Source organism: Bradyrhizobium sp. MI1.10 (assembly GCF_055811035.1).
In genome coordinates, this window is sequence record NZ_JBVVPN010000008.1 from 107,875 (window position 1) to 134,136 (window position 26,262).

Below are 26,262 nucleotides of genomic sequence, written 5' to 3' on the forward strand. Positions count from 1 at the left end.
ATGCCCGGGACAAGCCCGGGCATGACGGAAAAGCAATGTTGGTCAATAGCCGCGGCTCCGCGACGCACCTTGAAACCTTGCACGCGGACGGGGGGCATCCCTACCTCATGCTTGCCGGCCTGCAACGCCTCCAGCGGCCACGGCCGGCCTCGGGAGACGGCCATGAACTATCTTCGTACCGCAATGCTGCTTGCAGGCCTCACCGCCCTGTTCATGGGCATCGGCTATCTGATCGGCGGTGCCGGCGGCGCCATGATTGCGCTCGTCATTGCCGCGGCGACCAATCTCTTCACCTACTGGAACTCCGACCGCATGGTGCTGTCCATGTATGGCGCCCATGAGGTCGACCGCAGCAGCGCACCGGAGCTGGTCGGGCTCGTCGCCGAGCTGGCGGGCCGGGCCGGCTTGCCGATGCCGCGCGTGTTCCTGATGGACGAGCCGCAGCCCAACGCGTTTGCCACCGGGCGCAATCCCGAGAATGCCGCGGTTGCGGTCACCACCGGGTTGATGCGCCAGCTCAGCCGCGAGGAGCTCGCCGGCGTGATCGCGCACGAGCTCGCTCATATCAAGCACCACGACACGCTGCTGATGACTGTGACCGCGACCATTGCAGGCGCGATCTCGATGCTGGCGCAGTTCGGCATGTTCTTCGGAGGCAACCGCGACAACAATGGTCCGGGTATCGTCGGCTCGATCCTGATGATGATCCTCGCCCCGATCGGCGCCATGCTGGTGCAGATGGCGATCAGTCGTACGCGCGAATACGCCGCGGACAATCTCGGCGCACGCATCGCGGGTCAGCCGATGTGGCTGGCATCGGCGCTGGTGAAGATCGAAGGCGCTGCGCATCAGGTCCCGAATGTCGAGGCGGAGCGAAATCCCGCCACCGCGCACATGTTCATCATCAATCCGCTGTCGGGCCACGGCGTCGACAATCTGTTCGCCACCCATCCTTCGACGCAGAATCGCATCGCGGCGCTTCGGCAGCTCGCAGCCGAGCTTGGCGCGCAGGCGTCGCCCTCGGTCGGCGCCAATGAGAACTACCCGCCGCGGAGCCCATGGGGCCGCTCTTCTTCACGCGGCCCTTGGGGCTGACGCGGAAGCAGCGCGAATTTGCTCGCTTTGTGACCTGTCGCACACAGGACGGTCCCGGCCGGTGCTAACACCCTGCCGTGACAGTTCCTGCGAAAGGGGATGCGTGGCCGGCCCTCTGCCTGCCACCCTCGAAGATGACCAAAGCTGCAGTACCATTGTTGATTGCCCTGGGCATGCTGATTGGCCTGTCCACGCACACCGTCGTCAATTGCGGGGACGAGGACGAGCCCGACATCTGCTCGGCAGTGATCGGCTTCTCGCCGCTGCGCGGCTCGCTGATCGCTTTCGCCTATGAGGGGCGTGGACGGATCGCGTTGCGCCACGGCGACTGGCGGCGGGCGATCGCGGATTTCGACGAGGCTATCCATCTCAACCCCAACCGCGCCTCGCTCTATCGCGATCGGGCGTTGGCGCGCCGGCAGAACGGCGACCTCGAACTTGCCATCGAGGATTACGACGAGGCGATCGCGCATGATCCCAGGCACGCCGCGCCCTATCACCAGCGCGGTCTCGCGCTCGCGGCCGCCGGCGATCTCGATCGCGCGATCCTGAGCTACAACACCGCGGTCCGCCTCGACCCCTCGGATGCGCAGCCTCGGCTCGACCGCGGCCTCGCCTTCCTCGCCCGGGGCCAGGCGAATGAGGCGCGCGCCGATTTCGAGGCCGCGCTGGCGCTGCCCGCCGGCAAGGACGTCCGCACCCGCGACGCGGCACGCGCAAAGCTCGCCGAACTGGCGAGCGCCGAGCCGACCCGGCTCGTCGCTCCAGGAAAGTGAGCGTCTACTTCGCCTTCTTGGCTTTGGCCTTCTTCGCTTTCTTGGCCGGCTTTTCCTTGGGCGCCTTCTTCTCCACCTTCACCTCGACCGGCGTGCTGGCGGCGATCCGCATCGACCGCGCGTAGCTGTCGGCGACGTTGTCGGCGGACATCTGCAGGCGCTTGGCGGCGGCAATGGCCTGCTCCATGGTGGCCTTGGCCATCATCTTGAAGCGGTCGCCGGTCTCCTTGCCCTTGGCCTTGGCCGCAAGGCCGTTGAATCGGTCCCGCCGCTCCTTGGCGCGGGTCATCAGGCCCGTATGCAGCTGTCTGGCCAGTTGCCGGATCACGACATCCAGGTCGGCTTCCGCCATGTTGTTCTATCCTCTTCGAAAACGGTATCGATGCGGGCGGGACTATGCAGATCGGGCCCCACCTTGGCAATTCCCGGCCACGCGTCATCCGCAGCTTCTGTTGACCAAAACAAAAAAGCCGCGCTGCGCGCGCGGCTCTCTGGCTGGGTTTGGCGCGCTCTCTGCCTTACTTCAGCGAAGCGACCGGCCCACTTGGTGCTGCCGGATCGGGGTCGAAGCCGAACACGCCGACCAGATATTTATAATAGTCCGGCAACTTCTCCTTGAGCGCCTCGCGCGACTTCGGGTCGTGGAATTCGCTCTTCCCGGCCAGGAAGATGCTGGCGGTTACCGCGAAGAACTCCATGTGATTCTTCAGCGCGTAGGATTCCTTGGGCAGGAGATCCTTGGACTTGGCGTAGGCGTAATAGCCGATCACGCCCTTGTTGGCGTAGCCGTCCGGCAACAGCCGCGCGTGGTAGGCGTGCAGCAGCTCGTGCAGCAGCACGGCTTCCTTTTCGTAACGCATCATGTCCGGCCGCAGCATGATCACGCCAAGGCCGGAATCGACCGCGAGGTCGACGGCGTTCGGATTGCTCCAGCGCTGCTTGTTGGGGTCCCAGACCGTCAGTGTGCGGGGAGCGGTGCGCTGGATGTCAGGCGTGACCCGGCCGTAGCAGGCAGTCGCGGCGCCTTCGTCGAGGCAGGCGAGCTCGCTGGCGATGATCGGGACGGTGCGGAAGAAGCGCAGCACGCGCGGCGAGAGGCCGGCGGCCTCGACCACATCGATCTGGCTCTTCACATTGTCGGTGAGCTTGTCGACATCCTTGCGGTCCGAATTCTCCGACAGGTCGAACATGTAGCCGCGGTAGCTCTGGAAGCCCGGCGGTAGCGCCTGCGCTGCGCCGGCGGACGCATCCAGCGGTCCGGCATGGGACGGATCGGCAAAGAGCGCGCCGACAATGGTCGCGGTCAGCAGCAACGCAATGCGCATGATGAACCCCCTGATGTCACTTCACGCGGCAGAACAAGCCGCCGTTGTTTGCGAAAAGTGAGTGGGGCGAGACTAAGGCAGCGATGTTGAGGCGTGCTTAATCGATGGTTGCAGATCGCGGAAGGGAATTAGTGCCGGATTAACCAAGCGTGGATTGCCCGCGCGCTTCGGCGTAGCATGCGATCCGGGCACCAAGCCCCACACCAGATAGCCGGAAGGGAGGATGCCATGTATGCCGCCATCCGTCAGGCCAAGGCGAAAAGCGGGAGCGCCGAAGAGCTGGCGCGCCGTATCAAGGAAGGCGCTGTTCCGATCATCAGCGACGTCGACGGCTTCCGCGCCTATTACGTCGTCTATGCCGGCGACGACACGGTCACGGCGATATCGATCTTCGACAAGTTCGAGCAGGCGGAGGAGGCGAACAGGCGTGCGATCGCCTGGATCGAGAAGGATCTGGGCTCGCTGCTTGCCGGCGACGCCCGCGCCGCCGCGGGTCCGGTGATCGTGCATACGCTGGCGTAAGTCCTTCGTCATTGCGAGGAGCGAAGCGACGAAGCAATCCAGGCTGTCACTGCGGAGACAGTCTGGATTGCTTCGCTTCGCTCGCAATGACGAGGAGGTAGATGTGCCCCTTCACAACTCCCGCGCATTCGAGAACGCAAAACTCGACACCCGCCGCGTCGTTTCGTCCAGGATCAGCGTGCGCGTGATCGGCGGCTCGGCGCGCTGGGCGCAGTTTTCGCGCTCGCAGAGGCGGCAGTTGACGCCGATCGGCGTGCCCTCCGTTTTCTCCAGATCGATGCCGGCAGCGTAGACGAGGCGCGCGGCGTGACGGATTTCGCAGCCGAGGCCGATGGCGAAGCGCGGCTGCGGCAGCGGGTGCGGCGCGACGGGGCGGCGCACCATCTGCGCAATCGAGAAATAGCGCGTGCCGTCGGGCAGCTCGATCACCTGCTTCAGCAGGCGATCAGGCGTGTCGAAGGTCGAGTGCACGTTCCACAGCGGACAAGTGCCGCCGAATTTCGAGAACGGGAACGTGCCCGATGAAAATCGCTTCGAGACGTTGCCGGCATTGTCGACACGAAGCAGGAAGAACGGGATGCCGCGCGCGTTCGGCCGCTGCAGGGTGGTGAGCCGATGGCAGACCTGCTCGAAGCCGGAATTGAAGCGCTGTGCCAGCAGATGGATGTCGTAGTTCAATGCTTCGGCGGCAGCCAGGAAAGCCGGGTAGGGCATCATCACGGCGGCCGCAAAATAGTTGCCGAGCGTGATCCGGAACAGGCGGCGCGGTGTGTCGTCGAGCGGGCCGGCGCGGCCGATGATGGTCTCCAGATGCTGCGTGCATTCAACGAGACCAAGCTGGAAGGCGAGCTGGAACGCGCGGCCGGGCGGGTCGACCAGCTCGGAGATCAGGAGCTGGCGCCGGTGGCGGTCGAAGCGCCTCAGCGTCTCGCGCATCACGTCCACGGGCATGATGCGGGTCTGGATCGAATGCTTTTCGCGCAGCCGTGCCGCGAGCGCCGCATAAAGCTCTTCGGCCGGCACGTTCAGCTCGTCGCGCAAAGTCTCCGCGGCCTGCTCGAGTTCCGGAAAGTAGTTGCGGTTGGCCTCGATCAGCTCGCGGACGCGCTCGACCGGATTGGCCTCATAGCGGGTGCCGACGTCGCGGTCAGCCATTTGTGCTGCGGCCAGCGTCTCGCCCTGGCGGGCCTCGGTATAGGCGGCATAGAGCCGTTGCAGCGCATGGGTGACGCCCGGGCAGAGCTCGGCGAGGTCGCGCAGTTCCTGCTTGGGAACGTCGATCTGGCGGAACAGCGGGTCGGAGAAAATCTCGTTGAGTTCGGCGAAGAAGCGGTCCTCGTCGGCGGTCGCGAGGTCGCGCAGGTCGAGGTCGTAGGTTTCGGCCAGCCGCAGCAGGATCTGTGCGGTCACCGGACGCTGGTTGCGCTCGATCAGATTGACATAGCTCGGCGAGATCCCGAGCCCCTCGGCGATTTGGGTCTGCGACAGCCCCAATTGCTGTCGGATCCGCCGGAAGCGCGGGCCGACGAAGAGCTTCTTGCTGGAACCGGCGGGCATTCTCAGGTCTCCGGAGGCATCAAGGGCAGGCTTGTTGACCAATTTTATTTACAAGATTTACAAAGTGACATCTATTACAAGTACCGATGTTACATGACATCACCATTCAAATACAAGCCCACTATACGAGCTGAGCTTTCTCGCGTTTAGCTTCTGACACGCATCTCGCAATGCATTGTCAAGAATGTCGATGGGTGGCCGTCGTCAGCGAAAGGATCAGGCACATGAATTACCAGCCCCGCGGCATCAGCACCCTCCAGGCCCCCGCCTCGTATCAGAGCGAGGTCGAGGCGGCCCGGTCGCTCCTGGAGACCCAGCCGACCTGGAACGGGGTGTCGGCCGAGGCCGTCGCCCGCATGCGCCTGCAGAATCGCTTCAAGACCGGCCTGGATATCGCCCGCTACACCGCGGCGCTGATGCGAGCCGACATGGCCGCCTATGACGGCGATCCCACCAAGTACACGCAGTCGCTGGGCTGCTGGCACGGCTTCATCGCCCAGCAGAAGCTGATCTCGGTCAAGAAGCACTTTGGCAAGACCGATCGCACCTATTTGTACCTGTCCGGCTGGATGATCGCGGCGCTGCGCTCCGAGTTCGGCCCGCTGCCGGACCAGTCGATGCACGAGAAGACCTCGGTGCCGGCGCTGATCGAAGAACTCTACACCTTCCTGCGTCAGGCCGACTCGCGCGAGCTGAACGATATCTTCCGCAACCTCGATAAGGCCCGCAAGGAAGGCGACAAGACCCGAGAGAAGGAGTTGATCGAGAAGATCGACAACTTCCAGACCCATGTCGTGCCCGTCATCGCCGACATCGACGCCGGCTTCGGCAATGCGGAGGCGACCTATCTGCTCGCCAAGAAGATGATCGAGGCGGGTGCCTGCGCGCTCCAGATCGAGAACCAGGTCTCGGACGAGAAGCAGTGCGGCCACCAGGACGGCAAGGTCACGGTGCCGCACGAGGTGTTCCTCGCCAAGATCCGGGCCTGCCGCCACGCGTTCCTCGAACTCGGCGTCGAAGACGGCATCGTCGTGACCCGTACCGACTCGCTCGGTGCCGGCCTGACCCAGCAGATTGCGGTCAGCCACAAGCCCGGTGACCTCGGCGACCAGTACAACAGCTTCCTGGATTGCGAGGAAGTGACGGCGGAGAACGCCCGCAATGGCGACGTCATCATCAACCGCAACGGCAAGATGATGCGTCCGAAGCGGCTGCCCTCCAATCTCTATCAGTTCCGCCCGGGCACCGGCGAAGACCGCTGCGTGCTGGACTGCATCACCTCGCTGCAGAACGGCGCCGACCTGCTCTGGATCGAGACCGAGAAGCCGCATATCGAGCAGATCGCCAAGATGGTCGACCGGATCCGCAAGGTGGTTCCGAACGCGAAGCTGGCCTACAACAACTCGCCCTCGTTCAACTGGACCCTCAACTTCCGTTGGCAGGTCTACGATGCGATGAAGGAAGCCGGCCAAGACGTCAGCAAGTACAATCGTGCCGAGCTGATGAAGGTGGAATACGACGATACGCCGCTGGCAAAGGAAGCCGACGAGCGCATCCGCACCTTCCAGGCGGATTCGGCTAAGCGTGCCGGCATCTTCCACCACCTGATCACGTTGCCGACCTACCACACGGCGGCGCTCTCGACCGACAATCTGGCGAAGGAATATTTCGGCGACCAGGGCATGCTCGGCTATGTCAAGAACGTCCAGCGCGCCGAGATCCGTCAGGGTATCGCCTGCGCCAAGCATCAGAACATGGCCGGCTCCGACATCGGCGACGACCACAAGGAATACTTCGCCGGCGAGGCTGCCCTGAAGGCGGGCGGCGCCCACAACACGATGAACCAGTTCGGCTAACGCATCACGCTAATCGACAGGAGACTGACAATGACCAACAGCAATTTCTGGGTGATCGGCGGCGAGTTCGGCTCGATGAACTTCCACAAGCTGGTGGAAGGCTCGGCCCAGGTGCAGGGTCCGTTCAAGACCCGCAAGGAGGCCGAGGACGCCTGGCGCTCGGTCTCGGAAGAGAACCGCCACAAGGCGGGCGTCCGCTTCTCGATCGTGGAAGAGCCGTCGCGGGTCTCGGCGTGAGAATCTGAACTAACATGCCAATCTGAATAAGAAGACGTCCAAGGACGGAGGGTCCCATCCGGCGCAAGCCGGGTGGGACCGTCTGTTTTTGGCACAGGTGAATAGCCTGTGGGCTCCGTAAGTAACTGGAATTGTAGGGCCTTTGCGGACACATTGGTTGCTGATAGGTTAATCCGGCCAAGTGAGGACGAGGCCGCCAATGTCAGAGCCCGAGACCAGCGGGATCCATCCCAGCCAGCCGCGCCCGGTGCGGCTGCGCGATGCGCTGTTGCGGGCGCGGATCGAGGCCGCCGACCGCACCGGCGTCGTCGTCGATTTGCGCGATGCCGAGGTGGCACGGCTCGAGATCCTCAACGATTCGCTCGATCCTCTGTTCGCGCAGGTGCCTGACAAGATCGACCTGTTCGACCGCGGTATCAGCCAGGGCGATACGCCCAGGCTCTGGATCGACGTCGTCGCGCACATCGTGATGGGGCGCGACAAGCGGATGTACCGCTTCGTGCAGGACACCCGCTTCGGCCGCATCGTGCTCGCCGAATCGCACGACACCGCTGTCATCGTCGAGGCCGTGACCGATTACGTCGCGCGCCGCATGATCGAGCGCGAGCATGCGATGGTGGTCCCGCCCGAGCCGAAGCCCGAGGTAGCGCAGCCGCGGCGCCGCTCGCGCGTCTGGCCATTCGTGCTGGGGTTCGTGCTCGGTGCCGCCGCGCTGTTCGGGGTCGCCGTGCTCGCGGCCTTGCGGAGCTGGTGAGGCGTCGTCATTCCGGGGCGCGCGAAGCGCGAACCCGGAATCCATTCATCAGCACGTATTGCAGCCCGATGGATTCCGGGTTCATGCTTCGCATGCCCTGGAATGACGGCGAACTAGATCAGCCGCACGTGCTTGATCTGCCCGATCTGAAGTCCAGCCCCCAGGCTCCGCACCGTCTGCTCGCAACGCCAGCCGGTGTTGTCCTTCTCGATCGTGAACAGATTGTAGGCCGCAGCCGGGGTGCGCCCGTGCGCGAGCGCGGAGGCCGAGGGCACGCCGAGCGCGGGAATGTTGCCGTTGGGTCCCTCGAACCACATCGTCGAATGAATGTGGTCGTGCCCGTGCAGGATCAGCTCGACGCCGTGGCGTTTCAAGAGCGTCAGCAGCTCGGCCGAGTCAATCATCCGCTTGTGGCGCGCGCCGGACTTCAGTGGATGATGCACCAGCAGCACGCGAAAGACGTCCTCGGCTGCGAACCGCTCGAGCATCTCTTCGAGCGACGCGAGCTGATCGCGTCCGAGCGTGCCTGTCGCCATCAGCGGCAAGGTGGGCACCGCCGTGGACAGGCTGATCAGCGCGAGCGGCCCGCGCCGGCGCAGGCTCGGAAAGCCGATGCGGCCATCGTCACCCGCAAGATAGGGCGCGAAGGTTTCGCCGAAGCGATGAAAGGTGGCGCGGACATAAGCGTCGTGATTGCCGGGAATCGTGGTGACGCGGTCGGGCGGACCGAGGCCCTCGAGCCAGGCGCGCGCCGGCGCGAATTCCGCCTCCAGCGCCAGATTGACGAGATCGCCTGTGACCGCGATGTGGTCGGGACCTTGCGCCTTCACGTCGGCGACGAGTGCGTCGAGCACCTCGCGGCGCTGGTACTTGTGACGGTTGCGTGTCCAGTTGACGTAGCCGAGCGCGCGCTTGCCCGCGAGCTCGATCAGCCGCGGCTTCGGCAGCGGCGGCAGATGCGGGTCCGACAGATGGGCGAGCGTGAAGGGGGCCATTGGGGCGATTGCCTCGCTATTCGCCCGCTGTAATGGCAAGGTCGCAGGCCAGGTGCAAGCGGGGATCAAGGGGGCCCGATGGCGGAACGTCTGAACAGCGTCCGACGCAGATTCGAGCCGCTGCTGCGGCGAATCTTCCACGCCTATTTCCTGCTGGTCCGCGGCATGACGCTCGGCGTCCGCGCCGTGGTGCTGGATGCCGACACCAGGGTGTTCCTGGTCAGGCACAGCTACGTCACGGGCTGGTATCTGCCCGGCGGCGGCGTCGATCTCGGCGAGACCATGGAGCAGGCGATGCGCCGCGAGCTCAAGGAGGAGGGCGATATCGATCTCACTGGCGATGCCGTGCTGCACGGCATCTTCCTCAACAGCCACGTCTCGCGCCGCGACCACGTCGCGGTCTACGTCGTCAGGCAGTTCAAGCAGGATCGCCTGCCCGCGCCCAACCACGAGATCGCCGAGTGCGGGTTCTTCGCGGTCACCGCGCTGCCCGAGGGGACCACGCCCGGCACGCGGTTGCGGATCGCGGAAGTCCTGCACGACAGGCCGCGGATTGCGACGTGGCGATGATGGCTGCCTGTGCTAGTAAATCGCCGCACCTGCGGTGTCGGCGCATGGACGAGGGATGAAGATTGTCTGAATCGACGAGGTCATGGCCATTTCGGGTCGCCGTGCTGGTGCCCTGCTACAATGAGGAAGCCGCCGTCGCGACGGTCGTCGCTGATTTCCGCAAGGCCCTGCCTGCGGCCGAGGTCTACGTGTACGACAACAATTCGACCGATCGCACCGCGGCGGTCGCGCGCGAGGCGGGAGCGATCGTGCGCAGCGAACGGCGCCAGGGCAAAGGTCACGTCGTGCGCCGCATGTTCGCGGACATCGAGGCCGACATCTACGTGCTCGTCGATGGCGATGCGACCTACGACGCGCCGAGCGCGTCGCGCATGATCGACGAGCTCCTCGACGAGCATCTGGATATGGTTGTCGGTCTGCGTGTCGATCAATCGCAAGCGGCCTACCGGCGCGGTCATCGCATCGGCAACCGGCTGTTCACCGGTTTCCTGGCATCGACCTTCGGCCACGCCTTCAAGGACATCCTGTCCGGCTACCGCGTGTTCTCGCGCCGCTTCGTCAAATCCTTCCCGGTCCTGTCCGGTGGCTTCGAGATCGAGACCGAGTTCGCGGTCTATGCGCTGGAATTGTCGCTGCCGGTCGCCGAGGTCGAGACGCCCTATTACGCGCGCCCGGAAGGCTCCTTCTCCAAGCTCGATACCTGGCAGGACGGGTTGCGCATCTTCAACACGATGCTGAAGCTCAACCGGTCGGAGCGGCCGCTGCGCTTCTTTTCGGCGATCGGCATCGTGCTCGCGCTGCTGTCGATCGCTTTCGGGCTGCCCGTCGTGATCACCTTCCTCGAAACCGGCCTCGTCCCGCGCCTGCCCACCGCCGTGCTCTCCATGGGTCTGATGATCATGGCGCTGCTTTCGGCTTCGTCGGGGCTCGTGCTCGACACCGTGACGCGCGGGCGGCGGGAAATAAAGATGCTCGCCTACCTGTCCCAACCGCCGCTCGGGCGGACCTGAAATTGGCTCCCGGGGCCGGGCGCAATCGTATGGACCGCTGCCCTCCAAGGTGATATCCCGCCGACGCGATGAACGATCTCTCCCTCACCATCCGGTCGGAAGCCGCCGGCGATGCTCAGGCGATCGAGCGGCTGCACGAACGCACCTTCGGACCCGGCCGCTTCGTGCTCAGCGCGTACCGAATCCGCGAGCATGTGGATCATGTGCTCGATCTATCCTTCACCGCCCGCGTCGGTACGTTGCTGGTCGGATCCGTACGGCAATTGCCGATTTGCGTTGGCGACACGCCGGCACTGCTGCTCGGGCCCCTGACGGTCGAGCCTCCGTTCCGCAGCCGCGGCGTCGGCCGGCTGCTGCTCGAGCGCGCACTGACGGATGCGAAGGCGCAGGGCCATCGCCTGGTGCTGCTGGTCGGCGACGAGCCCTATTACAGCCGCGTCGGCTTCAAGCAGGTCCCCAAGGGACGCGTCACCATGCCGGGCCCGGTCGATTACAGCCGGCTCCTCGTCATCGAGCTGGTCGAGGGCGCGTTCGAAGGCGTATCGGGACCGGTCGGTCCGGACTGGAGCAAGACGCGCACCTGACGCCATCGCTTCGAAGCTCACATGAAGGTAGAGCAGTGCCGGTCGATCAGCAATATTACCGGGAAGTGGCGTCCGGGAGCACGGCGGAAAAGCTGCTGATCGCCGCGCGCGACCGCATCTACCAGGATTTCATCGCCCGCATGCAGCCGTCTGCCTTGGACGAGATCCTGGATGTCGGCGTATCCGACGTGATCAACGACGGCGCGAACGTGCTGGAGCGAAGCTACCCGCATCAGCACAAGATCACGGCGTGCGGGCTCGGCGAAGGAATCGGGTTCAAGGCGGCTTTTCCGCTTTGCCGTTACGTGCAGATCGAACCGAATACACGGCTGCCGTTCAACGACAATGCGTTCGATGTCGCGACGTCCAATGCCGTGCTCGAGCATGCCGGTAGCCATGAAAATCAGGTGCTCCTGGTCGAGGAGCTTTGCCGCGTCGCGCGGCGGGTGTTCATCACCGTGCCCAACAGGTTCTTTCCGGTCGAGCACCACACCGCCATCCCGCTGGCGCATTATCTCGACGGCACCTTCAGGATCGCCTGCAGGATCGCCGGCAAGTCGGAATGGACCGACGAGCAGAACCTGATCCTGATGACGCGAAAACGGCTGCTGGGGCTCGCCGCCAAGTCCTCCACCCCTAAGTCCGCGGCCGTGGGCTACACCGGTTTGTCGCTCGGCCCGCTATCGTCCAACCTCTATCTTGCATTCCGCTAAAGCAGCGCCGCCTCCGTCGCATCATGATCCCCGATGAAGAAGATCCACACCAGCAAAGCCGTCTTCGCCGTGTTGTTTCTCGCGGTGCTGATCGGCCATTTCTGGACCATGATGCGATGGAATGAGGCGCGCGGCGTCTATGACGACATCTGCTACCTCAGGCAGGCGCATCTGTTCCAGAGGTTCGGGCTGGTGGAGGGCTTCGACACCAACCTCGGCCGCGACGACGATGGCTATCAGAAAGCGAAGCTGAAGGAGATCGGCTACCCGGACTGGAACGATACGACCGCGGCGCCCTGTCACAATCTGATGCCGGCCACGGGGAAGGTCGTCATTCAATATCCGCCGGGTGTCGGCCTCGTGTTGGCGCTGTTTCCGCCAGGTCACCAGGTCGTGCCCATGTACATGCTGGCGACCATTATCGTGCTCGGCTTTGCGCTGTTTGCGCTTTCTCTCGCGCGCAGCATGCGGTCGGTCCTGATGGCCGGGACGTTCGGCTGCCTTGCGATCTACCTGATGGTCAATCCGGTCAAGGCGAGCTATTCGATGGCCCCGACTGTCGTCGTGTGCGCGCTCGCGGGATGTCTCACGGCGCGATGGCTGGCGAGCCCGCGATCTCAACCGAGGATTTGGCCGCTGGCGCCGATCGGTTTCCTGCTCGGACTGACCGTCGATTTCCGGTTGGCCAATCTCTTCCTGGCGTCCGGCTATGGCCTGTTTCTCCTCGTCGCGTTCCTTGCGGAACGGACGTTGTCCCGGTTCTTGCAGGGGCTCGTGTTCGGCCTCGCGTTGCTGGCCGGCGTGATCCCGACCATCGTCTCTTACGCCGTCAACGCCGGCAGTCCGTTCGCGTCGACCTACGGCAACAACCCCGATGTCAGGCCGCTGGATTTTTCGTTCGCGGTGGTCCGGGACTATCTCGCCGACCCGCTCCAGACCTTGCTGATCGTCATCGGAATTGCAGGCTCGATCTGGCTGTTGCGGCAGGCGAACGGCATTCGCCGTGTCGCGCTGCTCACGTTGGCCAATCTGGCGCTCAACCTCGCCTTCTTCTTCACCTATCCGATCGCGACGCCATACTACACGATCCCCATTTCTCTCCTGACATTGTGGACCCTGCTGTTCGCCGTGCTGTTTCGGGAGGCGGCAGAGGCTTCCCCCGATGCAGCCACTCTAGCCGAAGCGCGATGAGCTCCGGCTAGCTATCGCGCTTTCAGAACTTGAAGTTCGCAAACGCCCTGACCCCGATGCCGGGCATCAGCACCTCGTCCTTGGTGTAGGACACCGAGTTGCGGATGTTCTCGTTGAGGAGATTGTTGCCGACGATACCCGTCGTCACCTCGCGCGCACCGAACCAGTTGTGGTCGAGCTTGGTCTTGTAGCTCACCTCGGCTTTCAACAAATTGTAGCCCGGTGTCGGCGTCTCCGCGATCACCGCGACGTCGTTATGAGCGAAGGCGTGCAACAGATTGACGCGCATCAGCCAGTTGTCGTCGCGCCAGAACACGCCGCCGCCCAGCCGCACCGGCGGAATGCGCGGCACGTTGGTGCCGTCGGTGAAAGTGGCACGGACCACGTCGAACTGGTTCTCGATGCCCCAGATGCCGCCCTGGAATGCTCCGACATCGAGCTGCGACTGGAATTCGCCGCCGCGGAAGTTCGCGTCCCGCTGCGAATAGACCGCCTGGTTCACCTCGGCGCCGGGCGCGCCGCACGAGGCAAAGTCCTCGTCGCACATCACGCCGGTGAGACGGCGATAGATGAAGTTGTTGAAGTGCGTGTAGTAGACGGTCGCCTCGAACCGGAACGGCCCCGTCGCCTTGCGCAGGCCGACCTCGACGGACTTCGCCGTCTCGATGACGAGGTTAGGGTTGCCGATGTCGAAGGTCGCGGTCGCATCATGCGCACCGCGCGAGAACAGCTCCGCCGCCTTCGGCGCGCGCTCGACATATTGCGCGGTGATGCTGCCGACCATGCCACCCGGCAGGTCCTGCAACAGGCCGATGCTGCCGCTTTTCGGCGTGAAGGACGGATTGCGCGAGATCGCCGCCTGCGGCGTGCCATCGGGCAGGAAGTCCGCGGGAAAATCCGGCGTCGTGCCGTGCAGCTCGACATGCTCGATGCGGCCGGCGATCTGCGCCCGCGTCGCGTCCGTGAACTTGAACTCGTTGAAGGCGTAACCGGCAACGCGCGTGCTGTTGTTGGGATCCCACAGGCCGTTGAACAGCGTGCCCGGATTGTCCGGGCTCGGCGCGCTCAATTCCTGATGGCCGACCTGGAAGCCCAGCGCCGTCGTCACCTCGGCGAAGCGCGCGTTGAATGGCATCAGCTGCACCTCGGTGCGGATCTCCTGCTCCTTGTTGGTGAAGGTCTGCCGCACGCCGTCGGTATTGGGATCGGCGGGATCGGCAAGCCCGATCTCGTTGTGCCGGTAGTCGGTCGCGCCGGCCCAGAAGCGAACGACATCGATCGCCGTCGCGTCGGGATGGTACTCGCCCTTGACGTTGATCTTGGTCTGGTGACCGTCGATCCGCGTGTTGTGGTCGGCGCCGTCGATGCCGGGGATGTGGTAGAGCGCATCGTTCTGCGTGATCGCCGCACCGATATAGCCGCCCTGGAAAAAGTAGGAGCCGCCGATCGAGGCGCCGTCCGAGCGCGTCGCCGAATTGGGCTGGCGTCCGTTGACGACTGGCCGGGTCTGGTCGGCGAGGTACGGGTAGCTCGGGATGCTGTAGTCGGTGGTGTTGCGCCCGTAGACGTCGGCATGGAAGGCAAAATTGCCGCCGCCGGTGTCGAGCAGCACGCCGCTTTCGACGCCGCGGTCGACCGAGCTGAAGGCGCTGCGCGTCTCGGCGGTGACGCAAGGCGATGTCGCGGCGCTCGCGAGCGGCGCCTTGGCCGGCATGCCGTAAGCCTGGAACGACGGAGCGCAGGAGGGCAGCGCGTCGGGAATCCGGTTGTTGGTGGCGCTGACGACGCCACCGATCGAGGTCGAGCCGTAGCGCAGCGCAGCCGGCCCGCGTACCACCTCGACCTGGTTGGTCGCCAGCGGATCGATCGGGACGAAGTGATCCTCGCCGAGGTCGGAGGCGCCGCCGGCATTGGTGCCGTTCTCGACGATGCCGACGCGGTTGACGTCGAGCCCCCGGATGATCGGCCGGCTGGAAGCGCCCGGCGCGAAGCTCGAGCCGGTGATGCCGGGTTTCGAAAACAGGAGATCGCCGAGCTGGCCGCCGCCCTCGCGGCGAATTTCCTCGTTCGGCACCACCGTGACGGTCGCGAACTGGTTGGTCACGATGGGCAGCACGCCCTGCTGAGATGCGGCGGGCGTGGAGGCTGCCGGCGTGGCGTCCGCCGTGCGTTCCTGGCTGCGTGCCCGCGCGGTTCGCGTGGGGCGGCCCGGATTGCGGGTCGGCACCACCGCCCTGCGTACGATGGGGCTCGGAGCCGTCACGGTGACGGCGGGGATCTCGGTCGATGACTTATCCTCGGCCAGCGCCGAGGTGGCGACGCCGATCAGGAGCAGGCTTGCTCCGCCAAGGCGCTGCGTGCGCCGCAATTTGAATGACATGGTCCTGATTCCAGTCAGGCGCCGTCCGCATGATGATCTGCTGATCGGAGGCGGCCTGCCGTCGCTGCGCGACGGAATTCGACTTCAACTGCTCCCGGGCACGCGCCTGAAAGCGGCGAGCCGAGCGTGATCAAGCGTTGTTGGAAGTCAGGACGCGGGAGGGGCGCGCGGCTGGAATGCCGTGCCGGCCGATTTCAGATGGACGAATTCGGCGTCGGTGGTGCGATAGAGCAGGTCGATCGCCTGCGGCAGCAATAACACAGGCGGCGCCGCGAACATGACGCTGCCGGCCATCGCGACCAATGCGCAGATCGCGCAATTGTCCTCGCCCGGGTGCTCCCTGTCGGGAGCCGACGGCGATTGCTTCTGAGCCGCGGCGCGGTCGATCGAAGCGAGACCTTGGGCGCTGTCGGTCTGCTGAAGCGAGGGCTGGGCGAGGGGAGCGGCCTGGGCGAACCAATGGCTGTGGCCGAACGTCAGCGCGAACTGCACCAGCATCGCGAAGATCGCGAGCCGGGCGCCGTGTCTGATATTCGACCGGAACCACTTCATCTGGAAACGCCACCCCCACATCGCGAGGTATCATCCCCTGATCCCGCGACGTTATAATGTAACATCGCCCGATCGGTCAGCGGATGTCAACCGCAGCCGCACCGACCCGAGTGGGCCGGCTCCTCGATGTGTCGTTCGGGCAACTGAAAGATCTCGGCTGAGGACCTATCGAATGGCTTACGGGAACGGCGATTGATTGACTCAGTGCCAGCGCGAGGAGGCGGCATCAGAGCTTTTTGCTCTGGAGCCAGGTGCGGATAGCCTCGATGTGTTCTGCCTTGCGCTCCAGCGGCAGCCAATGCCCTGCGGGCATGCTCGTTACGGTCAGGTCCGGGCAGGCGGAGCGCATCGGGTCACCTTGGCGATTACCGGTGATGCTGCAGATCTGATCAAAGTCGCCGTTAACGAACAGCACCGGCTGCGACAGGCGGCCGCCACTGGGTGCCTTGCGCGCATAGGCGATGTCGGCGTCGTCGTTCAGGTACCACGCGCAGGATGGGCGGAAGCCATGAGCCTGGAACGACTGCACCAGCACCTCGAAGTCCGCCGGCGGCCAGAGAGCCGGATCAGGCTCAGTCGGCGGGGCGCGGTGCGCGGCGCCAAAGCGCCCTCCATTGCGCGTGACAATCGCATTCGGCGAAACCTTGCCGATGCCGGCGGGGTTGCCTGGCCGAAAGATCGACGCCAGCGATGCGGCCAGATCTGCATCGAGGTCGGCGACTGCCGCCTCGAAGTGCGTGGTGTAGTAACGGTAGTAATCCCATTGGCCGTCCGGATATTGGTCAACCGGATAAATCGTTCGGTCGACCAGCGGGACGACTGTGCGCAGGGCGTGCCCGTCGGGTTGATACGCCAGCGAGGTCAGCACGACGCCGCGGCTGCGCTTGGGCTGATGCGCGACCAACTGACCAACCACAACACAGCCCCAGTCGTGGCCAACCCAGATCGCAGGCTTGCCGCCGAGGTGATCATGGAGTTCGGCCATGTCTGTCACGATTTCCTCGATGGTATAGGCGTCGTTGGCTGCGGGCGTGGAAGAGCCGCCGTAGCCGCGCAGATCGGGAGCGACGCAGTGCCAACCGTCGGCGGCAAACGCGTCCATCTGAGCGCGCCACATCAAACTGATGCACGGCCAGCCATGGACGAAGATCATCAACGGTCCGTCGGCCGGCCCGCACGCGATGTAGCGCGTTGTCTGACGAGGCGAGCTGAACGTGCGCTGGTGAAGTGTGTCTGTCATGGTCGAGTAACTCCGCTTCTCATCGAACGCTCGCGCTGTTTGGGTGCTGCGAAGGCTCCGTCGAGAACTGCTCTTGTCCGCGGGGAGCGATGCCTGGACAGGGACACGCCTGCCCAGGGCCGAGGAAGAACCGCCCCCAGATTTCACAACGCGCTACATTCGACCGAGTTCGGGGTCGAAGGCGCTATGGAGCTTCCGGCGAAGAAGTGACGATTGGATTTATCCGACTAACGGGAAGCGAAGGGACGCGCGTAAGCCGCCTAGCGCCCTTCACGGACCCACGTCGCAGCAAACGCGCCGAGCAGCAGCAACAGGCCGATCAGGCCGGCAAAGATCGGCAGCACGCCGACGCCCTTCACGACGCTGGCGTCGCGCATCCGCACGCCCATCCAGCCGTCACCATGGAAGACGCTCGCCGAGCGGACCGGCAGGATGCGCGGCAGCTCGACGCTGGCGCCGTCGACCACGCGCACGGCGTCACCGCCGGTCGCCTGGGTCAGCGGCTTCAACGTCTCGGTGGTGGAGGTGACTTCCGAAAACTCCTTCGGATTGGTCGGGCCGACATTGATCAGCGCCTTCAGCGTGCCGTCGGTGGCTTGCCACAGGCCGAGCTCGCTCGCCGGCAGGCTGGCGCGCCATTCGCCGGGATCGCCGGCTGCAAGCGTCAGGTCGCGCGACACGCCCGACGGCGAGGTCACGCTCACCGGCTGAACGCTGTCCGCCATGGTCTGGCGCACCACCACGAGATTCTTGCCCTGCACCTGCAGGCGCAACGCTTCCTCGTCCAGATCAGGCTGCTTCATCAGCCAGTGCGACATCCGCCGCAACAGATCGAGATGCGGACCGCCGCCTTCATAGCCGCGCGCCCACAGCCAGATGTGGTCGGAGAGCAGCAGCGCCACGCGGCCCTCGCCGAAACGCGATAGGAACAGCAGCGGCTTGCCGTCGACGCCCGTCATGACGGGCGGGTTGACCGCATTGCGGGTCTCGACGGTGCGGAAGAAGCGGCTCCAGCGCGGCGGCTCGGAGGCGGAGCCCTCGAGGCCGCGCGTGACGGGATGGCGTTTGCCGACGTCGGACAGATGCGCGTAGAACGGCTTTTCCGTCACCCCGACCGGTTCGGCCGGCAGCACCGAATCCAGCGGCGTGCGCCAGATGCTGGTGTTGGACGCGTAATCGGGGCCGGCCGAGACCAGCACTGCGCCGCCGGACCGCACGTAGCGTGCGATGTTGTCGAAATAAGCGATCGGCAGCACGCCCTGGCGAGCATAGCGGTCGAAGATGATCAGCTGGAATTCGTTGATCTTCTGCTGGAACAGCTCGCGGGTCGGAAACGCGATCAGCGACAATTCGTTGATCGGCGTGCCGTCCTGCTTCTCCGGCGGCCGCAGAATGGTGAAGTGGACGAGATCGACGCTGGCGTCGGACTTGAGCAGGTTGCGCCAGGTGCGCTCGCCGGAATGCGGCTCACCCGAGACCAGCAGCACGCGCAGCTTGTCGCGCACACCGTCGATGGCGACGACGGCGCGGTTGTTCACCGGCGTCAATTCCCGCTCGAGCGGCGAGGCCTCGATCTCGACGATGTTTGGCCCGGAATGCTTGATGTCGACCTCGACGCTTGCGGCCTGGCCGCTCGAAAGCGTGCGCTCGTTGATGACCTCGCCGTCTCTGCGGACCGTGACCTTGGCGCGCTCGCCGCTGACGCCCTGGTCGTCGAGGCGGTAGGTGATGGTCTGGGGCTGCCCGACGATGCCGAAGCGCGGCGCGGCGATGACCGCAATACGGCGGTCGCGCTCGTCCTTCTGCCCCGTGATCAGCGCGTGCACCGGCGCCTGGAAGCCGAGCCCGGCGGCGTTGGCCGGAACGTCGTGGACACGGCCGTCGGTGATCAGGAACGCACCGGCGACGCGGTCGACCGGCACGTCCGACAAGGCCGAGGCCAGCGCCCCGAACAGCTTGGTGCCGTCGGTCTCGCCGTCGGCCTGTCCGGCATCGACGACGCGGACCTCGAGCCCCTTGATCTTCTTCAGGCTGTCGACCAGCGCTTCCTGCGCCTGAGCGGCCTCGCGATTGCGATTGCCGAAATTCTGGCTCGGGCTCTTGTCGACGACGATTGCGGCGACCGAGGTGAGGGGATCGCGGTCCTCGCGGGTGAAGGAGGGATTGGCGAGCGCCAGCAGGAACAGCGCCAACGCGGCCACGCGCACGGCAGCGCCGCGCGCCCGCGCCAGCAGCAGCACGAGCGCGATGACGACGACCGCGGCCAGCGCGAGCCACAGGACAATCGTGGGAACCAGCGGCGTGAATGCGATGCCGTAATTCATATCGATCCTACTGCCCCAGCCGTTCGATCAGGGCCGGTGCGTGCACCTGGTCGGCCTTGTAGTTGCCGGTCAACGTGTACATCACGATGTTGGCGCCGGCGCGGTAGGCGAATTCGCGCTGGCGGGGGTCGCCGCCGGTCACCGGCAGCATGGCCTGGCCGTCGGGCCGCACGGCCCAGGCGCCGGCAAGGTCGTTCGAGGTGATGATGATCGGCGAGACGCCGTCGCCGCCGCGTGCCGGCCGCTGCGCGCTGTCGTCATCGTCTTCGCGCGGCAAGGTCTCGACCCAGGTCTGGCCTGTCGTGAAGCGGCCGGGGAAGTCGCGCAAGAGAAAGAAGGTCTTGGTCAGCACGTGCTCGCGCGGCACCGGCTCCAGCTCGGGCACGTCGAGCGAGGACAGGATCTCGCGGAGCGTCTGCATGGCGGGGGTCTGCGCGGCGCCGTTTGCGCCGGGCGGCGCTTCGACCGCGTCGCGGGTGTCGAACAGCACGGTGCCGCCCTGCTTCATGTAGGCGTCGATCTTGTTGATGGCGTCCCGCGACGGCTTGGGCGCGCCCGGCACGATCGGCCAGTAGATCAGCGGGAAGAAGGCGAGCTCGTCGCGCGCCGGATCGATGCCGACGGGATCGCCGGCCTCAAGCGCGGTGCGCTGCGCCAGGAACAGCGTCAGTCCTGATAGCCCGGCCCTGACGATGGAATCGACGTCGGCATTGCCGGTCACGACATAGGCGAGGCGGGTCTGCGACACCGCCTTCATCGCGAACTCGTCGGACGCGCTGTCCGCGTGCGACGGCGTCGACACGAGCGAGGCGACTCCTGCGAGAGCCAATCCGACGACGATCATCGCGGGCGCGGCGCGGCGGCGCAGCAGCGCGGCAAGACCGCCGCCGAGCACCGCGACGATGATGGCGTCGATCAGGAACAGCGCGAGCGCCGTCGACAACAGCCAGCCGCGCAAGTCCTGCGGCTCGGCATTGGTGTAGGTGGCGTGCCGCGCGCGCAGGCTCGCGGTGTTCAGGGCTGCGATACGGTCGGCGCTGGCAAGCGTGTTCACGGCGAGCGGTCCTTCTGCCGGACCATAGAAGCCCGGCGGATGATCGGGTGTGGCGCGGTCGCGATAATCCGCGGGCAGCGGCTTGGCGGCGGCCGGCGGCGGACCGAAGGCGCCGAAGCCGTCGAGGATATGCAGCGGCGCCACCGTCTCGGCGCTCGCCTCAGTGGCGACGCCTGCGCCCGGTTTGGCGGTATAGCCGGACATGTCGACGACGCGCCGCAGGATTTCGACGAAGGTGCCCGACATCGGCAGATCCGACCAACGCATGTCGGCGCTGACGTGGAACAGGCTGACGACGCCCTTGCCGCGATGCTCGCCCGTCACCAGCGGCGTGCCGTCTTCCAGCGAGGCCCAGCTTTTGGTGGCGAGCACGGCGTCGGGCTCGGCCAGCACCTGGCGGCTGATGGTGACGTCCTTGGGGACCACCACGCCGGCAAACGGACCATCGGCGGCAAAGGAGGCCAGATGTTGCGGCTTTTCCCAGGTCAGGCTGCCGCCGAGCGTCCGGCCGCCCTTGCGCAGCTTGACCGGGACGAGATCGTCCTCGGCCTGCGCCAGCCGCGGACCGGCGAACCGCACCAGCACGCCGCCCTGGTCGATCCAGGCATTGAGACGCTCGCGGATTTCAGGGGCGATGGTGCCGACATCGGCAAGGATGATCATCGGCAGCTTCTGGTCGAGGAACTGCGTGATGCCCTGCTGCGGCGAGCCCTTGTCGGCGAGCCGCACGTCGGCGAACGGCGCCAGCGCGCGGGTGAGATAGAAGGTCGGCGCCAGCAGCGGCTGCGCGGTCTCGCTGGTCGAGCCCGAGACGATGCCGATGGCGCGGCGGCGCCAGCGCTTGTCGAGCAGCTGCACTGCGCCTGCGGAGCGCTCACCGGCAATTTCCAGCCGCGTGATGTCATTGCGCAGCTCGACCGGCAGATCGAACGACGCTTCGGTTTCCTTGTCCTGCGGGCCGAACGAATAACGCGCTTCGCCGATCGGCGAGGCCTTCTGGTCCAGCGCGCGTACGGTGCCGATCGCGATGCCGCTGTCGGTGCGCAGCACCTTCACCGTCATTTTGGCTGCGGCGTTCTCGGCCGCGACCAGGGCCAGCGGCGACGAGGTACCGCCTTCGAACACGGTCAGGCTGCGATCGCCGATGGTCTTGCCGAGGCCCGCCACGAATTCCTCGCCGCGACCGGTGTCGACGCTGTCGGAGAGCCAGGCGATCTCGCAGTCGCCGGTCGCTTTCAGGAAGCGATCGATTGCGGTCAGGGTCTCGACGCGGTCGATGGAATACGGCTTTGGCGTCAGCTGCCGCAACGCGACGCGCGCGGCGCCCGCCGGCATTAACGTGATATCGCGGTTCGGCTCCGACAGCGGCACCAGCGCAATCGCGCGGCGGTCGTTCTCGGCACTGGCGATCAACTCATCGGCGGCCCTGATCCGGATGTCCCAGTTCGAGGCCGCGCTCCAGCCGTCGTCGAACATGATCATCAGCGGCGCCTTGCTCGCGGCGGCGCCTGTTTGCGGATTCCAGATCGGACCGGCGGCGGCGAAAATAACGAGTGCGGCAGCCAGCAGCCGCAATGCGGTCAGCCACCACGGCGTCCGCGACGGGGTCTCTTCGCGCGGTGCGATGTCGAACAGCAGGCGCGTCGGCGGAAACTCGATCCGGCGCGGCCGCGGCGGCATCACCCGCAACAGCCACCACAGCACCGGCAGGCTGACGAGGCCGATCAGGAGCAGCGGTTCGGTGAAGGCGAGCGGCAGTCCCATCATGCTGCCGGCCCCGCCTTGATCGTCGTGGTGCGGGCGCCCGACTTGCTCACCTGCATGCCGGCATGGAGGAACAGCAGGAGCTCGGCGGCCGAGCGGTCGGTCGCATGTGTCGTGAACAGCCAGTCGAGCTTGTTGGTCTCGGCGCGGATCTGGTCGCGGTGCAGCGCGAGCCGCGCGGTGTAATCCTGCGCCCAGCTCTCGGCGCGGCCGGCGGTGATCACGCCGAACCCTTCTGGCTCGACGAACTCGACGCGGCCGGAATAGGGGAATGATTCCTCGGCGGGATCGACGACCTGCACGAGCGTGCCATGCGCACCGGAGCCGGACAGGCCGCCGAGCGTGGTCCTGATCTCGGAGATCGGCGACCAGAAGTCCGACAGCACGATCGTCTCGGCCAGCGCCGCGGGCACGAAGGACGGCGGCAGGCTCAAGCGGTCGGCATCGTCATGCAGCATCGCCTGCGCCATCTTGTCGATGACGCTGCGGCTCGCGGTCGGTGCCATCAGCCCGGGAATGCCGACGCGTTCGCCGCCGGAGACGAGCAACTCGGCCAGCGCGAAGGCGACGATCAGCGTCCGCTCGAGCTTGGATTCGCGCGCCTGTTTTGAAGCGAAGGCCATCGAGGGCGAGCGGTCGGGCCAGATCCAGACCGTGTGCGAGGCTTCCCATTCGAGCTCGCGGACATAGAGCAGATCGTCGCGCGCCGATCGCCGCCAGTCGACGTTCTGCGACGGCTCGCCGGAGACGAAGCGGCGGTACTGCCAGAAATTTTCGCCGGAGCCGGCGCGACGGCGGCCGTGCAGGCCGTGAATGACGTTGGCGGCGATACGGCGGGCCTCGAGCACCAGGCGCGGCAAGGAAGCTGCGAGCGTGCGGCTTTCGCCATCGGCACGTCGGATCGCGATGATTTCCTTTGCTGCGTGCCCGTTCTCCGCCGCCATCAACCGATCCGTGTCTTCAATTGCCGGATCACGTCCGGAATCGTGCGGCCTTCGGCGCGCGCCTGGAACGTCAGCGCCATGCGGTGCTTCAGCACGGGCTCGGCGAGGTCGAGCACGTCGTCGATCGAAGGCGCGAGGCGTCCGTCGATCAGCGCGCGTGCGCGCACCGCGAGCATCAGCGATTGGCTGGCGCGCGGGCCCGGGCCCCAGGCGATGAATTTGCTGGTGTCGCCGCCGTCCGGACCCGGACGGGCCGCGCGCACCAGCGACAGGATCGCCTCGACCACGGAATCGCCGACCGGCAGGCGCCGGATCAGTCGCTGCGCGGTGATGAGTGCGTCAGGTGTCATCGTGCCCTTCGCCAGCGTCTCGTCGGCGCCGGTGGTTTCGAACAGGATGCGGCGCTCGGCGTCGCGGTCGGGATAGTCGACGTCGATCTCCATCAGGAAACGGTCGAGCTGGGCTTCAGGCAGCGGATAGGTGCCTTCCTGCTCCAGCGGATTTTGCGTGGCGAGCACGTGGAACGGCTTCGGCAGGTCGTGACGCGCGCCGGCAACGGTGATGTGCTGCTCCTGCATCGCCTGCAGCAGCGCCGACTGCGTGCGCGGGCTGGCGCGGTTGATCTCGTCGGCCATCAGCAGTTGCGCGAACACGGGGCCGGAGATGAAGCGGAAGGCACGCTTGCCGGAGGTGCTCTCGTCGAGCACTTCGGCGCCGAGAATGTCCGACGGCATCAGGTCGGGCGTGAACTGGATGCGCTTGGCATCGAGGCCGAGGGTGATGCCGAGCGTCTCGACCAGCTTGGTCTTGGCGAGGCCGGGGACGCCGATCAACAGCGCATGGCCGCCGGAGAGGATCGTGACCAGCGTGTTCTCGATCACGCGATCCTGACCGAAGATGACGGAGCCGATCGCCTCTTTCGCCGCGCGAATCTGGCTCGACACCTGCTCGGCCGAACGGACGATTCCGTCTTCGAGCTTCTCGACACTCTCCGCCATCCGTTAGCTCCTTCAGCCTGCCATGCAGCTCGCTTGCGTCGTCATGTCGTCACGTCCTCAACTCAAGACGTGGGCCCTATGCTAGACTTGCAGGAAGGCCATGTATTCGTTGAATTAACCTATCCCCACCTTATCGGCTTAGGGATATGTAGGGCATCACGAAGTGGCGACCTCCACACCGGATGAATCCGGGGTGGAACCGTGCACCGGCATACAACGTAGACCTACAATTCAGACTTGCACCGATCGTGCCAAATGACAAAGTCAGGGCAAACCATGGCGAACCAAGGGCAGAGCGCCGATCGCGGTCTTGAGGGGCTGACTGCCGCTGCCAAAACTGCTGCCGATGCCGAAGGCGCCAAAAAGGGCCTGCCTCCGGTGCATTTGTGGAATCCGCCGTTCTGTGGCGATCTCGACATGCGAATCGCGTCCGATGGTACTTGGTTCTATTTGGGGACGCCAATCGGCCGTCATGCCTTGGTTCGCCTGTTCTCGACCATCCTCAAGCGCGAAGGCGACAAGCATTTCCTCGTCACTCCGGTGGAGAAGGTCGGCATTCGCGTCGACGACGCGCCGTTCATGGCGGTCGAGATGCAGAAGGACGGCGAGGCCAACCATCGCGTGCTCCGCTTCCGCACCAATGTCGACGACTGGGTCACCTGCGATGCGGCGCACCGGCTGCGCTTCGAGCAGGCCAGAGACGGCGGGCTGACGCCCTATCTGCACGTCCGCGCCGAGCTCTGGGCCAAGGTCACCCGCGCGCTCTATTACGATCTTGTTGACATGGGTGAGGAGCGGATGGTCGATGGCCAGCCGATGTTCGGTGTCGAATCGGCCGGCGAATTCTTTGCCATGGCCGATGCGGAGCAGGTGAGGGCCGCGCTTTGAACAAGCCTATCTCCAGGAACGATCCCGCCGTGATCGGTGCGGCCGATTTCTTCGCCCGCTCCTCCGCGCGGCTCGGCTTCGACGTTCCGCCCGGTCTCTACGATCCCAACATCATTCCTGCCTCGGGCGATCCCGGCACCGACAAGATGCTCGAGATCATCGCGCGCGAGCAGCCGGTGCGGCCGGCGGCGGTCCTGATCGCGGTGGTCGATCATCCCGAGCCGACCATCCTCCTGACGCAGCGGTCGGCGCATCTGAACGACCATGCCGGCCAGATCGCCTTTCCCGGCGGCAAGATCGACGCGACCGACCGCTCGCCGCTCGATGCGGCGCTGCGCGAGGCCGAGGAGGAGGTCGGGCTGTCCAGAGACTTCGTCGAGCCGATCGGCTATCTCGATCTCTACGGCACCGGCTTCGGCTTCCGCATCCTGCCGACGGTTGCCAGGGTGCGCCCAGGTTTTGAGCTGACGATCAACCATTCCGAGGTTGATGATGCGTTCGAAGTGCCGCTATCCTTCCTGATGAACCCGGCCAACCACCAGGTGCACAGCAAGGAATTCCGCGGCATGGAGCGGTCCTACTACGCGATGCCGTTTGCCGAACGCTACATCTGGGGCGCGACGGCCGGCATGCTGCGTGTGCTCTACGAGCGGATCTATTCGTCATGATCCGGCCGATCCTGACCGAGATCGGAATCTTCCTCGTTCCCTTTGCCGTCTATGCGCTGTTCCTGGCCGCCACGCGTTCCGGCCTGTTCGTGCAATCGTCCTGGCCGACCACCATCGTCGCGCGTCTCATGCTGGCGGCGCTCGTGCTGGTGATCGCGGGGCTGATCGGCTTTGCGCATTACTCCGGCGCTGCGCCGGATTCGACCTATGTCCCCGCCCATGTCGAGAACGGCAAGCTCGTGCCGGGCGTGGAAAGATAGGGCCG

25 protein-coding genes are annotated in these 26,262 nt (G+C 65.4%); 14 read left to right on the top strand and 11 right to left on the bottom strand.

Features of this window, described 5'->3' with window-relative positions; all coding sequences use genetic code 11:
* The first annotated feature begins 162 nt into the window (after positions 1–162).
* Positions 163–1,095 carry a zinc metalloprotease HtpX gene (gene htpX, locus AC0L3K_RS10975; protein ID WP_473365965.1) on the top strand — a complete coding sequence of 311 codons (933 nt, stop codon included), beginning with the start codon at positions 163–165 and terminating at the stop codon, positions 1,093–1,095.
* Between the two features lie 134 nt (positions 1,096–1,229).
* Positions 1,230–1,871, top strand: a complete 642-nt coding sequence (locus AC0L3K_RS10980; RefSeq protein ID WP_007595137.1) for a tetratricopeptide repeat protein — start codon at positions 1,230–1,232, stop codon at positions 1,869–1,871.
* A gap of 4 nt (positions 1,872–1,875) precedes the next feature.
* Here AC0L3K_RS10980 and AC0L3K_RS10985 read toward each other — a convergent pair whose 3' ends face one another.
* Together AC0L3K_RS10985 and AC0L3K_RS10990 are read right to left on the bottom strand one after the other, a co-directional pair.
* Entirely contained in the window at positions 1,876–2,223 is a 348-nt protein-coding gene (locus tag AC0L3K_RS10985; RefSeq protein WP_473365966.1) for a hypothetical protein, read from the bottom strand.
* A gap of 166 nt (positions 2,224–2,389) precedes the next feature.
* Positions 2,390–3,196, bottom strand: a complete 807-nt coding sequence (locus AC0L3K_RS10990; RefSeq protein ID WP_007595133.1) for a hypothetical protein — start codon at positions 3,194–3,196, stop codon at positions 2,390–2,392.
* 228 nt (positions 3,197–3,424) lie between these two features.
* Between AC0L3K_RS10990 and AC0L3K_RS10995 the strand changes: the two genes are divergently transcribed.
* A complete protein-coding gene (locus AC0L3K_RS10995) occupies positions 3,425–3,718 on the top strand; it encodes an antibiotic biosynthesis monooxygenase (protein ID WP_007595131.1) in 294 nt (97 codons plus the stop codon).
* Positions 3,719–3,829: 111 nt separating this feature from the next.
* Here the strand turns inward: AC0L3K_RS10995 and AC0L3K_RS11000 are convergent, their stop codons facing one another.
* Positions 3,830–5,275 (bottom strand): helix-turn-helix domain-containing protein, encoded by a 1,446-nt coding sequence (locus AC0L3K_RS11000; RefSeq protein ID WP_219684477.1) that lies wholly within the window; start codon positions 5,273–5,275, stop codon positions 3,830–3,832.
* Positions 5,276–5,499: 224 nt separating this feature from the next.
* On the opposite strand from AC0L3K_RS11000, the gene AC0L3K_RS11005 reads away from it, so the two are divergent.
* The 3 genes from AC0L3K_RS11005 to AC0L3K_RS11015 all read left to right on the top strand — a co-directional run bounded on the left by AC0L3K_RS11005 (position 5,500) and on the right by AC0L3K_RS11015 (position 8,122).
* Positions 5,500–7,131, top strand: a complete 1,632-nt coding sequence (locus AC0L3K_RS11005) for an isocitrate lyase (protein WP_219684478.1) — start codon at positions 5,500–5,502, stop codon at positions 7,129–7,131.
* A gap of 30 nt (positions 7,132–7,161) precedes the next feature.
* Positions 7,162–7,368, top strand: a complete 207-nt coding sequence (locus AC0L3K_RS11010) for a DUF4170 domain-containing protein (RefSeq protein ID WP_007595122.1) — start codon at positions 7,162–7,164, stop codon at positions 7,366–7,368.
* 199 nt (positions 7,369–7,567) lie between these two features.
* Positions 7,568–8,122: a hypothetical protein gene (locus tag AC0L3K_RS11015; RefSeq protein ID WP_354201415.1), complete on the top strand. Its 555-nt coding sequence runs from the start codon at positions 7,568–7,570 to the stop codon at positions 8,120–8,122.
* Positions 8,123–8,235: 113 nt separating this feature from the next.
* Here the strand turns inward: AC0L3K_RS11015 and AC0L3K_RS11020 are convergent, their stop codons facing one another.
* Positions 8,236–9,117 carry a metallophosphoesterase family protein gene (locus AC0L3K_RS11020; RefSeq protein ID WP_473365967.1) on the bottom strand — a complete coding sequence of 294 codons (882 nt, stop codon included), beginning with the start codon at positions 9,115–9,117 and terminating at the stop codon, positions 8,236–8,238.
* Positions 9,118–9,195: 78 nt separating this feature from the next.
* Here AC0L3K_RS11020 and AC0L3K_RS11025 point away from each other — a divergent pair, with 78 nt between their 5' ends.
* The 5 genes from AC0L3K_RS11025 (at position 9,196) to AC0L3K_RS11045 (ending at position 13,185) form a co-directional block, all read left to right on the top strand.
* A complete protein-coding gene (locus AC0L3K_RS11025) occupies positions 9,196–9,687 on the top strand; it encodes an NUDIX domain-containing protein (protein ID WP_007595115.1) in 492 nt (163 codons plus the stop codon).
* Between the two features lie 62 nt (positions 9,688–9,749).
* Positions 9,750–10,697 carry a glycosyltransferase family 2 protein gene (locus AC0L3K_RS11030; RefSeq protein ID WP_473365968.1) on the top strand — a complete coding sequence of 316 codons (948 nt, stop codon included), beginning with the start codon at positions 9,750–9,752 and terminating at the stop codon, positions 10,695–10,697.
* Positions 10,698–10,765: 68 nt separating this feature from the next.
* The gene (locus AC0L3K_RS11035) at positions 10,766–11,281 is read left to right on the top strand and encodes a GNAT family N-acetyltransferase (protein WP_007595102.1); all 516 of its coding nucleotides are present in this window, start codon (positions 10,766–10,768) and stop codon (positions 11,279–11,281) included.
* 35 nt (positions 11,282–11,316) lie between these two features.
* On the top strand, positions 11,317–11,994 hold the full coding sequence (locus AC0L3K_RS11040; RefSeq protein WP_007595101.1) for a methyltransferase domain-containing protein: 678 nt from the start codon (positions 11,317–11,319) through the stop codon (positions 11,992–11,994).
* Positions 11,995–12,027: 33 nt separating this feature from the next.
* Positions 12,028–13,185, top strand: a complete 1,158-nt coding sequence (locus tag AC0L3K_RS11045) for a hypothetical protein (protein ID WP_473365969.1) — start codon at positions 12,028–12,030, stop codon at positions 13,183–13,185.
* 22 nt (positions 13,186–13,207) lie between these two features.
* On the opposite strand, the gene AC0L3K_RS11050 is transcribed toward AC0L3K_RS11045, so the two are convergent.
* From AC0L3K_RS11050 to AC0L3K_RS11080, 7 genes are all read right to left on the bottom strand, one after another.
* Positions 13,208–15,565 (bottom strand): TonB-dependent receptor, encoded by a 2,358-nt coding sequence (locus AC0L3K_RS11050; RefSeq protein ID WP_473365970.1) that lies wholly within the window; start codon positions 15,563–15,565, stop codon positions 13,208–13,210.
* A gap of 147 nt (positions 15,566–15,712) precedes the next feature.
* A complete protein-coding gene (locus tag AC0L3K_RS11055) occupies positions 15,713–16,117 on the bottom strand; it encodes a DUF2946 domain-containing protein (RefSeq protein WP_473365971.1) in 405 nt (134 codons plus the stop codon).
* Positions 16,118–16,343: 226 nt separating this feature from the next.
* Positions 16,344–17,357 carry an alpha/beta fold hydrolase gene (locus AC0L3K_RS11060; RefSeq protein WP_473365972.1) on the bottom strand — a complete coding sequence of 338 codons (1,014 nt, stop codon included), beginning with the start codon at positions 17,355–17,357 and terminating at the stop codon, positions 16,344–16,346.
* A gap of 260 nt (positions 17,358–17,617) precedes the next feature.
* Positions 17,618–19,681: a hypothetical protein gene (locus AC0L3K_RS11065; protein WP_473365973.1), complete on the bottom strand. Its 2,064-nt coding sequence runs from the start codon at positions 19,679–19,681 to the stop codon at positions 17,618–17,620.
* 7 nt (positions 19,682–19,688) lie between these two features.
* Positions 19,689–22,502: a DUF4159 domain-containing protein gene (locus AC0L3K_RS11070; protein WP_473365974.1), complete on the bottom strand. Its 2,814-nt coding sequence runs from the start codon at positions 22,500–22,502 to the stop codon at positions 19,689–19,691.
* Complete coding sequence (locus AC0L3K_RS11075) at positions 22,499–23,443, bottom strand: DUF58 domain-containing protein (protein ID WP_007595084.1); 945 nt, start codon at positions 23,441–23,443, stop codon at positions 22,499–22,501. Before AC0L3K_RS11075 ends, AC0L3K_RS11070 begins: the two co-directional genes overlap by 4 nt.
* Entirely contained in the window at positions 23,443–24,441 is a 999-nt protein-coding gene (locus AC0L3K_RS11080) for an AAA family ATPase (protein WP_219684491.1), read from the bottom strand. Before AC0L3K_RS11080 ends, AC0L3K_RS11075 begins: the two co-directional genes overlap by 1 nt.
* Positions 24,442–24,717: 276 nt before the next feature.
* Between AC0L3K_RS11080 and AC0L3K_RS11085 the strand changes: the two genes are divergently transcribed.
* The 3 genes from AC0L3K_RS11085 to AC0L3K_RS11095 are packed head-to-tail and all read left to right on the top strand — an operon-like array spanning position 24,718 to position 26,257.
* Entirely contained in the window at positions 24,718–25,329 is a 612-nt protein-coding gene (locus AC0L3K_RS11085) for a DUF1285 domain-containing protein (protein WP_219684492.1), read from the top strand.
* Positions 25,326–25,997 (top strand): CoA pyrophosphatase, encoded by a 672-nt coding sequence (locus AC0L3K_RS11090; protein WP_007595081.1) that lies wholly within the window; start codon positions 25,326–25,328, stop codon positions 25,995–25,997. The genes AC0L3K_RS11085 and AC0L3K_RS11090 overlap by 4 nt, the downstream gene beginning before the upstream one ends.
* Entirely contained in the window at positions 25,994–26,257 is a 264-nt protein-coding gene (locus AC0L3K_RS11095) for a DUF6111 family protein (protein ID WP_007595079.1), read from the top strand. Before AC0L3K_RS11090 ends, AC0L3K_RS11095 begins: the two co-directional genes overlap by 4 nt.
* Positions 26,258–26,262: the final 5 nt, after the last annotated feature.